Source organism: Psychromonas sp. SA13A, from assembly GCF_011378715.1.
Taxonomy (GTDB): Bacteria; Pseudomonadota; Gammaproteobacteria; order Enterobacterales; family Psychromonadaceae; genus Psychromonas.
The window spans coordinates 1-11,799 of sequence record NZ_WTKU01000008.1 but is presented as its reverse complement, the minus strand read 5'-3'; the positions used below and the strand labels follow the sequence as shown (position 1 = coordinate 11,799).

General features: G+C 36.0%; 12 protein-coding genes and 1 tRNA gene. 6 read left to right on the top strand and 7 right to left on the bottom strand.

What is annotated here, in order from left to right:
• Positions 1–14 precede the first annotated feature (14 nt).
• From GQR44_RS09165 to GQR44_RS09145, 5 genes are all read right to left on the bottom strand, one after another.
• Positions 15–710, bottom strand: coding sequence for a flagellar hook assembly protein FlgD (locus GQR44_RS09165; RefSeq protein WP_166371497.1), 696 nt, complete (start codon positions 708–710; stop codon positions 15–17).
• Positions 711–720: 10 nt separating this feature from the next.
• Positions 721–1,140, bottom strand: coding sequence for a flagellar basal body rod protein FlgC (gene flgC / locus GQR44_RS09160; RefSeq protein ID WP_166371495.1), 420 nt, complete (start codon positions 1,138–1,140; stop codon positions 721–723).
• A 21-nt stretch (positions 1,141–1,161) separates the two neighbouring features.
• Positions 1,162–1,563, bottom strand: coding sequence for a flagellar basal body rod protein FlgB (flgB, locus tag GQR44_RS09155; RefSeq protein WP_166371493.1), 402 nt, complete (start codon positions 1,561–1,563; stop codon positions 1,162–1,164).
• 272 nt (positions 1,564–1,835) lie between these two features.
• The gene (locus GQR44_RS09150) at positions 1,836–2,669 is read right to left on the bottom strand and encodes a CheR family methyltransferase (protein ID WP_166371491.1); all 834 of its coding nucleotides are present in this window, start codon (positions 2,667–2,669) and stop codon (positions 1,836–1,838) included.
• A 148-nt stretch (positions 2,670–2,817) separates the two neighbouring features.
• Complete coding sequence (locus tag GQR44_RS09145) at positions 2,818–3,744, bottom strand: chemotaxis protein CheV (protein ID WP_166371489.1); 927 nt, start codon at positions 3,742–3,744, stop codon at positions 2,818–2,820.
• A gap of 110 nt (positions 3,745–3,854) precedes the next feature.
• On the opposite strand from GQR44_RS09145, the gene flgA reads away from it, so the two are divergent.
• The 3 genes from flgA to GQR44_RS09130 all read left to right on the top strand — a co-directional run bounded on the left by flgA (position 3,855) and on the right by GQR44_RS09130 (position 5,380).
• Positions 3,855–4,544 (top strand): flagellar basal body P-ring formation chaperone FlgA, encoded by a 690-nt coding sequence (gene flgA, locus GQR44_RS09140; protein WP_240923606.1) that lies wholly within the window; start codon positions 3,855–3,857, stop codon positions 4,542–4,544.
• Positions 4,545–4,620: 76 nt separating this feature from the next.
• A complete protein-coding gene (flgM, locus tag GQR44_RS09135; RefSeq protein ID WP_166371485.1) occupies positions 4,621–4,935 on the top strand; it encodes a flagellar biosynthesis anti-sigma factor FlgM in 315 nt (104 codons plus the stop codon).
• 25 nt (positions 4,936–4,960) lie between these two features.
• The gene (locus GQR44_RS09130; protein WP_166371483.1) at positions 4,961–5,380 is read left to right on the top strand and encodes a flagellar protein FlgN; all 420 of its coding nucleotides are present in this window, start codon (positions 4,961–4,963) and stop codon (positions 5,378–5,380) included.
• Between the two features lie 361 nt (positions 5,381–5,741).
• Here the strand turns inward: GQR44_RS09130 and GQR44_RS09125 are convergent, their stop codons facing one another.
• Together GQR44_RS09125 and GQR44_RS09120 are read right to left on the bottom strand one after the other, a co-directional pair.
• Entirely contained in the window at positions 5,742–6,218 is a 477-nt protein-coding gene (locus GQR44_RS09125) for an LPP20 family lipoprotein (RefSeq protein WP_166371481.1), read from the bottom strand.
• A 269-nt stretch (positions 6,219–6,487) separates the two neighbouring features.
• A complete protein-coding gene (locus GQR44_RS09120) occupies positions 6,488–7,264 on the bottom strand; it encodes a FlgO family outer membrane protein (RefSeq protein WP_166371479.1) in 777 nt (258 codons plus the stop codon).
• 235 nt (positions 7,265–7,499) lie between these two features.
• Between GQR44_RS09120 and GQR44_RS09115 the strand changes: the two genes are divergently transcribed.
• From GQR44_RS09115 to GQR44_RS09105, 3 genes are all read left to right on the top strand, one after another.
• On the top strand, positions 7,500–8,657 hold the full coding sequence (locus GQR44_RS09115) for a flagellar assembly protein T N-terminal domain-containing protein (RefSeq protein ID WP_166371477.1): 1,158 nt from the start codon (positions 7,500–7,502) through the stop codon (positions 8,655–8,657).
• Between the two features lie 25 nt (positions 8,658–8,682).
• A tRNA-Arg gene (locus tag GQR44_RS09110) sits at positions 8,683–8,758 on the top strand.
• Between the two features lie 236 nt (positions 8,759–8,994).
• Positions 8,995–11,262, top strand: coding sequence for an EAL domain-containing protein (locus GQR44_RS09105; protein ID WP_166371475.1), 2,268 nt, complete (start codon positions 8,995–8,997; stop codon positions 11,260–11,262).
• The last annotated feature ends 537 nt before the right edge of the window (positions 11,263–11,799 follow it).

Sequence of the window (11,799 nt, the reverse complement as noted above, 5' to 3'; positions counted from 1 at the left end):
TGACTTCCTCTTAGTTATATGTTTTCTGCAACTTCAATTGCATCTTTAAGTTCAATTCCGCCTAAACCTTTTAGATTTAAGTAGACGCTAGCAGTCCCACCACCTAAGCTCACACTTTCTACATGCGCATAGGAAGCCGTTGTTAATGCTTCACCTTGACCATTCACCATACCATTGGCGGCAAATGTATAGCCTCCAGCCGGTGCGGGATTCCCCTGTGAATCTAAACCATCCCAATCAAAACGTTGATTACCCGCCCCAACATCACCTAATGTCAAGGTACGAATAATATTGCCGGTTTTATCGGTAATGGATACCGAGGCATTATAAGCACCGGTTGTTGTTGTTAATGAGCCTGAAGCAGTGCCCCCTTCAGTTAAATAAGCTTGGTCGCTTGGTATTAATACTTTTTTACCCACTAATGATGAAGCTTCTAATGCTTGGCTAGAGTTTAATACTTCTTTAATGCCTGCAAATTCACTGCCCATAGTGGCAATCCCTTCGGCGGTCGTAAACGAAGCCATTTGCGCAATCATTTCTGAGTTATCTACGGGAGAGAAAGGGTCTTGATAAGCAAGCTGTTGTGATAATAGAGAGAAGAAATCTTCTTGACTCAATTGCTGCTCTGCATCGATCTCAGAGTTTGCATTAACCTGTTCTTCGGTTAAAGGCGTTGTAAAATTAAACGATGATGAAGTGATAGTAGTCATCTAGATATCCTTACGCTTTGCCTAATTGCAATGTGCGATTCAACATTTGTTTTGCCGCTTCTGCAATTTGCACATTAGTTTGGTATGAACGAGAAGCACTGATCATATTCGCCATCTCTTCCATCACATTGACATTGGAGTGATAGATAAAACCATTTTCATCGGCTTTAGGGTGATTAGGTGCATATTCTTGATTTAATTCAGCAGTACTTTCAACAATGCCCTGTACTTTGACACCAACACTACTGTCTAAGCCACCCATTGCTCTATTCAACTCAGCAGCAAATACAGGGTGTCTCGCTTTATAGGTTTCGTCGATATTACTGCTAACACTGTTTGCATTCGCCAAGTTACTGGCGGTTGTATTTAAGCGAACAGATTGTGCACTCATGCCAGTTCCGGCTACATCTAATACTTTTAATAAACTCATAGTAGTTCCCCTGACACGCTATTATTGGCCTTTGATCGCTATGCGAAGCCCTGATATTTTGCTATTTAAGAAATCTAAACTGGCTTGGTATTCCAAGCTATTTTTCATAAACAAATTACGTTCAACTTCTAAATCTACTGTATTACCATCACCGGTATCTGGCTGATTTGTATTACGGAATAACAGACCATTTTGAGCCATTGAAGTTGAGAAGCCTAAATTATGAGCGCTATCGGTACGGTTAAGTGAAACACCTGCACCGGACTTTGCCGCATTGAGTGCGTCTTTAAAGTTAATATCTTTTGCTTTGTAATTAGGTGTATCAGCATTTGAGATATTAGAAGCTAAAATTTCAGTACGACGTGATCGAATGCCTAACGTGTGCTGATGCATGCCTAATGCTTTTTCAAAGTTAATCGCCATAATTTTCTCCTTTGTTATTACAAATGCAAAGCATGTGCCAAAAAGAAATATCAAAGATAATTAATTAATAAAAAATTAGAGTTGTGAGTATTTAATAGTAAATAACAGGGAGTTTGTGTGGGTGAATCGATATTGAAGAAGATATAAAGGCTAGATAAGCCCATATATTGATAGATAACAGAATGAATAATACAGTTAAGCTAATCGACTTAACGTTTTTATGGCAAAGAGGCAAAAACTGCCCCTCTACCAAAAAAGTGGCAAACAAAGACTTACTTGCTTTTTAGTTTATAAATAATACCAGGATTGCAACGTACCATTTCAAACCGGTCAGTTAATCCATTTAATGATTCAGAAGCCCCGAGAATAAGGTATCCACCAGGATTTAAAGCAGATGCAAACTGATTCAATATTTTTGATTTCACGTCGTTCGCAAAATAGATAAGTACGTTACGGCAAAAAATGATATCAAACTTACCTAGCGAGCCGTAGCTATCCAATAAATTTAAACTTTTAAAGGAAGTCAAAGTTTTGACCTCAGGTTTAATTTGCATTTTATTTCCGTCACTGCCTGCAGGAACAAAAAATTGACGTTTACGAGTATCAGACAAACCTCGAGATAGCGCTAAATTATCATATTCTGCAGCTTTACATTGTGCCAACATCGAATCAGAAATATCAGTGCCAATAATTTGTACACTTAAATTACTAATAGGTTTACTCTTTTTATACTCTAAAGCCGTCATAGCAATAGAGTAAGCTTCTTGACCAGATGAGCTAGCCGATGACCAGATTTTTATATTCTTTTTCGTTTCAAGAAACTCAGGAAATAATTTACTGGTTAATAATTCAAAAGGGTATCTATCTCGAAACCATAGAGTTTCATTGGTCGTCATCGCATCAATAACCATAGTGCGTAATTGACGATTTCGAATGCCCATTGCTTGCTCTATCAGTTCAGTTAAGCTTTCCAGTTTAAACTCAGTCACTAATGGCAACAAACGACTTTTAACAAGGTATTGCTTGTTATCGCCCAACACAATGCCACATTGCACTTCTAAAAAACCAGCAAACTGCTTATAGGTGCTATCAGAAATAGTTCTCACTAATTATTACTCGCTTTTAATTGTTGTATAGAGGACATGGCAACTTAATTTTTTAACCATTAAGGTATATATAAAAAATAATAGCTGACAAAATAATTATCAGCTATTGTAAATTAAACTGTTTTCGATGATTTTCGTTCAAAGGGTGTTATTTAATGCCTAAGTTAATGACTTTCTGCACAGCCGACGCTAACTCATCAGGATTAAATTTGGCAATAAAATCATCAGCTCCCACTTTCTCAACCATCGCTTGATTAAAAACACCACTCAAAGAAGTATGCAATATAATATGTAAGTCTTTCAAATCAGGGTGGGACTTTACTTCAGCAGTTAAGGTATATCCATCCATTTCTGGCATTTCTACATCTGAAATCATCAATGCATATTTTTCAATAACGGGTTGCGTCTTAGCCACTTCTTTTAAGAAATTCAGTGCTTCTTTGCCGTCCTTAACAAGGTCACATTCAATACCAAGCGCTGAAAGAGCACGTTGAATTTGTTTACGTGCAACTGACGAGTCATCTGCAACTAAAATACGTTTGTTCTTCATCTCTTCCATTGGTAACTGGGCGATCACTTCAGCCGTAACTTCGGTATCGACTGGCGCAATTTCATCTAGAATTTTTTCAACATCTAAAATTTCGACAAGAGAGCCATCAATTTCAGTAACTGCGGTTAAGTAATTGTAACGACCAACACCATTTGGCGGTGGTAGAATGTTTTCCCAGTTAATATTAATAATACGTTCAACCGATCCCACTAAAAAGCCTTGAATGGAGCGGTTATATTCTGTAATGATAATAAATCTATCCTGAATATCTTGTATTGCACGTCCACCCGTTGCAAGGTTCATATCAATAATAGAAATCGTCTGCCCTCGCACATGGGCGACACCACGAACAGCGGGATGAAGTTTAGGTAAAGCGGTAAGTGGTGGACATTGTAAGACTTCTCTTACTTTGAATACGTTAATACCATAACGTTGAATGCCACCTAACTTAAAAAGCAGTAACTCAAGTCTATTTTGACCTACCAACTGAGTACGTTGGTTAACCGAGTCTAAAACACCTGCCATATTCTGTTCCTTTTTGTTATGGTTGCTGGCTATGATTATTTTTTATAAAAATACTATAATCTTTAATAATGCATCAGCAATATAAAATTCACTTACACGAGGTGAGCAAATTGATTCGATTTATTTTAATTGTCCTAAGTCTAGGCACTTCTTACAGTTTTGCAGACTCTAATTACTCAAAAGAGATAGAAAAATTTGCAGAGGCTCTAGTTTTTGATAAATATCAACAAACTTTTGAACTAACGGGCGAAAAAAAACTTTATATCAAAGCTATCGAATTATCATCTCGACAAACTTTTGCCATTTGTACCGAGCCATTACAGGGACATATTGTAGGCGATAAAATCAAAAGTAAAACCGCCGTCAAGGTATCTTGCCTAGGAGAAAGTAAGTGGGACACTTATATTCGCGTCAAAGTACAAACTTTAATTCCATTAATTGTCACTCGACACTCTTTAAATAAGGGAGAAATGTTGAATGATGACAATATTAAACGTATTTATAAAGCCCAATCTCAAGTGCGAGGCAGTACGTTCAGCAGTACAGAATCGCTAACAGGTGTTCGCTTAAAAAGAAACGTATCATCAAAGAAAAGTATTCGCCACAAAGATATTTGCTATGTTTGTGAAAATGATAAAGTGACAATTACCGCAAACCAAAATGGCTTAGTAATAAAAGCCTCGGGTATTGCGTTAACTGATGGTAATATAGGCAGTACTGTGAGAGTGAAAAATGCGCGTACACAACGTGTCGTTGTAGGTACTGTTTATGCACTCAAAGAAGTACATGTAACTTTTTAAAAAAGTCATCATTTTAGCTAAAGTTATCCATATTTCTGCCGATACCTTAACTATGTAGACTAATTGGAATACGATTATGAGTATAAACATCAACCGTCAAACGCCTCAGAGCAAGCTTTCTGTTGAGCAACATAAAACTCAAAAACAAAGTGAGACAAACGCCGCGGATAACAAAACGGCTGCTAGCTCAAGTAAAGACTCTGTACAATTGACTTCACAGGCATTGAATTTAAATAAAATGCAAACATCGAGTGAGTCCCAGGTAAATATGAAACGCGTAGAAACATTGAAAGCGGCGATATTAAACGGTGACTATAAAATTAATACTGAGCAGTTAGCTGAAAAACTAGGTAAATTTGAAGCTGATTTTAGCAAAGCATTTTCAAGCTAATACATTACACTTAAAAGAATAAAAAATGCTAACAAAACAACTATCAGAGCTATCAGAAACAATTCAAGCATTACATGAACTGCTTGATGAAGAGAAAAACTGTTTAAAAGAAAAGTCATTTGATGGGCTTAACACTTTGTTGTTTAACAAACAGAAGCTATTACAAAATATTAATAGTTATAACAAGTTGATCAGCACACCAGAAAATTTAGCTCTTATTCAGCAAGACCCTGAACTTGTGATATTACAAGGTGAGATTCAAACCAATCTACAGCTTTGCCAAAAAAATAATGCGATTAACGGTCGATTAATAGAATTAAGCATGAAGAGCAACAAGCACTTAATGCAAATACTGACACAAGCCAAAGGTAAAAACAGTGTTACCTACGATCAAAAAGGGTTACTCAGTGGCGGAAGTTTATTAGGTAAAAATATTGAAGCGTAATAAACAGTTTTAACTCTACCTTAGCGCTCTAAAAGCGCCCCAAAGCCCCCTTCAATTACCCCCAAGCCCTCTCTTAACTTTCTGTTCTAAACATCGCTTGGTTAAGCGTGCGAATATAATAGCTAATGTAAAAGTTAGTTAGCAACACGCACGTAAATAATAAGGCTAAGTTTTTATTACAGCCTCTAAGCTTACTTAACAATTCTAAGATTGATTAACAACTCGAAAGTTAATGAAAAACGGTCCTTATCAGCTCCAATCAAGAAAAGTCGACTAAATTTAGCTATATAGTTAACAATAAAACGAACAATGACCTATCAACATACGCCTCTCATAAAGCTTCTCTAATCCAGCTTTAAACTTAATAATAAACTTGGCTTTGCACTTTTATCACCGCCTCACTGTCAGCAAACTCAGCATCTTTTAAGAATGGAAGAGTTTTCATATTGAGCCCTAACTCAGTAATGTACAAATCATCTTCATGGTAGGTACGAAGTACTTTAGCTCCCCTCACCAAGCCTTTCACTTTACCTTTTATGCCGTTACTTTGTAGCTGATATTCCTTAACACTATTTTCAGACGTTAACATAACACCGTAAACTTGCTCTGCTAATTCTTTATAAGCCTCCAACTTAGAAGCTTTAATAGCATTAAGCATTTTAATGTCATCGGTAGCCCCCTTCTGAGCATCCATTGTTGCGTACCCAACTGCTACAAACTCATATTCTTCCACAGTTTCTTTAGGTACATTATGCAAGCTACAAGCAGATAAAAATAACACACTAACTACTACAGGTAATGCTGCTATAAAATGACCATATTGATTCAATCTGAGCATTATAAATTCCTCTTTTATTAATAAGCAAAGGCAGTCGATCCTTTCCTTATACCGGTTTATTGTCGATGATTATAAACACAAGCAATAAACGTACCTTTATATTAAAAATAGAATTTTAGATTTAAATATAAAGGTAGGAAGTATAAAAAATAAGGGAAATATTAAAGTGAATATCAACCTCCAACTCGACTATCGATATTTAGCGAGAAAAAAGCAGACCGAAGTCTGCTTGTAACAATAAATTATCTAACATGGTGAAGAAGTACTTTTTACTCAACTAAGCGGACTAATGCATTACTTTCATTACGTTGGCTGTTACGAGAAATGAATTGCTTAGGACGATAATCATATCGACCACCTACAAATATATTATGTGGAATGAAAGCACTACTTGTGGATTCAACAACACTACTTGCAGCATTAACTATACGTACATTAACAATTACACCTTCTTCATTACGAGACATAGTCCCCGTTAATATACGAGTCACGTCAACATTGTTATTGAGTTTCTTCCAGTCCCTAGAAATAGCAAACTCTCCATTTTCAGTCACTTGTATATTACCAGTTAATTTAAAATCTATAACACGTAACTTTCTAATATGTAGCTCATGAATGAATTGCTCAGAAATAGTTTGCCCTAACCAACTTGTATTTTGATGATTGTTTAAATCAACTAATGAAGTTAATGCGATAGCAGAGTTTTGAAATTGATATTCATAATTAAAAAGTAATTGATCCGCCATTTTACTGACAACTTCAGATAAGATAAGTGATTTTTTACCGTTGAACGTATATAAATGGCCATAACCATTAGAATCTGTTTGTACGTCAGCTTGATCGCTGCCTTCACTATCAAGCTTATTATTACTAAATGAATGAGCCACATAATAATATAGGTAGTCATCACTAGCATGTCGCTCATGTTGTAACTGCTCCAATCGTGCCTGTTCTTTTATTTCAACCTCTTCCGGTGAAGGGGTTGATGAAGAGGAGCAACCCTGCAAAAGAAGAATCAATGTGGATATAATAAATAGCGTTTTCATGGAAACCTGCCTCGATAATAAATTTTTATACTAAAAAGGTTATCGGTCGGAACTAAAAAAACTTTAATACAAATTTATTGTGCTATTAAAAAGCATATCCAAATAAAGTTGGTTTATATTTTGCTTACTAATAATCAATAGCCATAAATTAAAGATACTTGACCGTTTTGTAAGTTCGAGATCTCAATAAATATGGCAACTCTTTTAATGATTCCATTCAGCAGGTGAGCATGTCATGAGACAAATTGTATTTTTTTTATTGCTAATATCATCTTTTAATATCTCTGCACAATGGTTTCAAGCAACAGCTAATAGCGCCATTATAAATAATGATATTGAACAAGCCCGTGAACAGGCGATTAAAAAAGCAGTGAAAGACGCCTTGTTATTCTCTGGTGGCGCGATTTCTAGCCTACAGCAAGTCAATCAAGGTGTTTTAGTTGAAAATAAGTTAATGCTTAACTCAGGCGGTGAAATTAAAGGCTTAAATATTATTGAAGAAACTGAAAAAAATCAGTTATTAACGGTAACGATCAAAGTCAATATCGTAGCGAAGGAACAGCAATGTATTGGTAGTCAATTTCCAAAATCCATGGTAGTCAGTCGCTTTGCCATGAACGTCCCGCAGCAAACAGTTGATGGTCAAATTTATGACTTACATAAAAAAGTAAGTGAAACTTTTTTCAATCAGCTATCTCTTAGCCCTAATTTGTTCAATATTCGTCGATACATAGACACCCCATTAAAATTAGGTGAAAAATATAATAATAGAAACTTAACGGACACTTTAAAAAGTCTTTCGGCTCAAATGGATAGTCAATTTGTAATATTTGGTGAAATTAATGACTTATCAGTTAAATTTGAAAGTAAAAATTCACTATTATATTGGGTAAGTGATCCAGAGCGACATTTTTATATGACGGTATATCTCTATGATGCCTTTCAAGGAAAACTGTTATTCAGTAAACAATACCGACAAAAAACGACATGGCAGTATGGAAAAGAAGAATATGCCGATTTAAATAGTAAACAATTTTGGGATTACCAATACGGACAGGCTATATTAAGCAGCTTAGCCGAAGCGAATACAGACATATCTCAACACATACAGTGCGTAGTACCCAAGGCTCGAGTTGTTGCAGTCACTAGTGACAGTGTACAAATAAACTTGGGAATGAAAAATGGGTTACAGTCTGGCACTATTATTGAACTTGCTTACTCAAGTAACTTTAAAGATCAATTTGGTATAGAAAGACAATCGGCAACTGCATCTACACAAGCAATGAAGGTAGTTGAAGCATATGCAGATAGTGCAGTACTAGTCACGTTTGATGACTATCCCTTAAGTAATATTCAAATCAATGACATTGCTACTATTAAACCAATACAATAATTATGTATAATAAGTAAATATTAATCTCTCTATAGCTCAACAGGATAGAGCACCCGCCTCCTAAGCGGATGATCGGGGTTCGAGTCCCTGTGGAGAGACCATTAAAATTTGACAGGCTAATTTAACACAACAGTATCACGCACTTATTTTGCAGTATCGCTTTAGTGTAACTCGCCTTACCCCAATATATTCATAAAAATACTAACAGCAAGCCAATAAAAACAATTATCCTTATAAAACAACATCTTAAATTTAATAAATCAACTTTTATGATTTTTTGTTCGCTTGAATATTTATACTATAATAGATGCGTGATTAATTAAAATGCAGAGGGAATATGGATTCAGAGAGACAACGTAGTTTATTAGCCCATCAAAAAAACATACTATCCAAGATTGCGCTAGGTGAATATCTCAATGAAATTTTTGATGATATTTGCTTGGCTATTGAAGAAATTATTGATGATAAGGCAGCTAAATGCTCTATTTTGTCACTCGATGGAAAGCAACTTTTTCATTGTGCAGCCCCAAGTATTGATCCTGAATACTCAGCCATAATCAATGGGGTACATATTGGTGAAGCGGTGGGTTCATGCGGAACTGCCGCACATAGAAATTCACGTGTCATTGTAGAAAATATTGAAACATCACCTTTATGGCAAAACTTCAAAGAAGTTGCGCTTAAGTTTAATCTTAAATCCTGTTGGTCTACTCCTATTACCTCTTCGCAATCAGAGGTGCTAGGATCATTTGCAATTTATCATGACCATCCTAAAACGCCTTCTAAAAAAGACTTAGAACTCATTGATTATTTTGTTAACTTTTCAAGTATTGCACTGGAAAAATTACAACATCTAAATAAAGTAGAAAACTTAATTAACGATCTTGAAATAAGCAACAAAAAACTTAATGCATTTACCAAGGTGATGCCCGACCCTGCTCTTATACTAAGTGAAGAAGGTGTCTACCTTGATGTTTATGGTTCATCAGAAGATTTATTAGCTTACTCTTCAAAGCAATTAATTAATAAGAATGTAAATGATATTTTACCTAAAAAATATGCTAGCGCTATCATGGAAACCCTCAAAAAAACATTAACAAGTAATGAGATCCAAGTATTTGAATATGAACTTGAAGTACAAAAAGGGTTGGTTATTTTTGAAGGGCGAACAACACCTATTATTTATGAGCAACCAGGTGAGGAGCCTAAAAAACATATACTTTGGGTATCAAGGGACATTACTCTGCGTAAAAAAGCCGAAAAAGAAATAGAGAAGTTAGCCTACTATGATCCACTCACCAATTTACCCAACAGACGATTATTAACAGAGCGTCTAACTCGTTGTGTAGAAAGAATAAAACGGTCTCAGAAAACTGGGGCCTTACTATTTTTAGATATTGATAATTTTAAAAGAATTAACGACTCATTAGGGCATAGTGCAGGTGATGAACTATTAATAGAAATGACAAAAAGGCTAAGCTCCGTAGTGCGGGCATCCGATACTTTAGCAAGAATAGGCGGAGATGAATTTGTTATATTGCTAGAATATATTGGAGAAAACAATGAACATGCGACCAATGAAGCTGCGGTAGTTGCACAAAAACTACAGCGCGTTTTTTATGAAAAATTTCAAATAGGCGCGCTAGCTTTTCAAGTAAGTGGCAGCATGGGAATATGCTTAATAGAAAACATAAATTCAAGCGTAGAAAATATTTTAAAATTTGCAGATACAGCCATGTATCGCGCTAAATTAAAAGGAGGCAATGGTTATAGTTTTTATGATTCACGCTTGCAAACTTTACTTGAAAAACAAACAGAGCTAGAGACCGATATAATAAGGGCGATTGATAGCAATGAATTCTGTGCTTACTTTCAACCACAAATAGATGTCAAAGGTAAAATAACAGGTTGCGAGGCATTGATACGTTGGAACCATCCGATAAAAGGACTTATTGCACCTAATGAGTTCATTTCTATTGCAGAACAGTTTGGTCTAATTCAAAAGCTACAAAACATAGTTTTACAAGATATCTGTCGATTGATGAATCAGTTAACTCACCTCGAAATTATCGATAGTGAATTTAATCTTTCGATTAATATAAGCCAAAATCAATTTAACTCATCTACATTAAAAACTGAATTACTTAACATTATCAATAACTTTAAAGTTACACCTTCTAAAATAAAATTAGAAATTACAGAATCAATGCTTGCTCATGATCCTCTTCATACCGTACAGCAAATGGAAGAGCTAAAAGCGCTAGGATTTTCTTTTTCTATAGATGACTTTGGTACAGGATATTCTTGTCTGTCACATTTACATGCTTATCCTGTTAAAGAATTGAAAGTAGATAAAAGTTTTATTGATAACATTTTAAACAATACTTCAGGCTTAAGTATTGTTGAAACTATTATCAACCTAGCAAAAAACTTAGATATAACAGTAGTGGCAGAGGGTGTGGAAACTCAACAGCAATTTGATATATTAAAAGAGATGGAAATTGATGCAATACAGGGCTATCTCATTGCAAAACCAATGCCTTTTAAGCAATATTTAGAATGGCAAAAACAATACCTCATTCAAAGCAGTGCAACTCACAAGTAGAGCATTAGTACTAAAGCCCTAAGCGAAAAAAACCTGCTGACGGGATTGTTCTGGATATGATGTAAGCTAGTCGATGGGTGAGCACTGCTCAATGTAGAGCATAAGTCGATAGCATTAAAAAAGCCCTACCCGAACCAGTTGAGCTATTTTAAATTAGGTGCTTGGCGTGGGTGGACATTGCTCATGACCCATCGCTGTCGCGATATCACCAGGGCACGCAGAGCTTAGCCCGCTCATAAAACGATGCTGTCGCATCATTCGCCCCTATCTATCGCTCTGAAGGAAGCCACTGCGTGGCGCTTTATTTATCCCCTGCTCAAGCAGGACATCACCACCAAAGGCCCTAAACGAAAAAAACCCTGTAGACAGAGTCTACAGGGTTTTTCCTGAATACTATGCAAGCTTGGCGATGGGTGGACATTGCTCATGACCCATCGCTGTCGCGATATTCGCCCTACTATCGCACTCAAGGATAGCCACTGCGTGGCGCTTTATTTATCCCCTGCTCAGCAGGACATCACCACCAAAGGCCCTAAA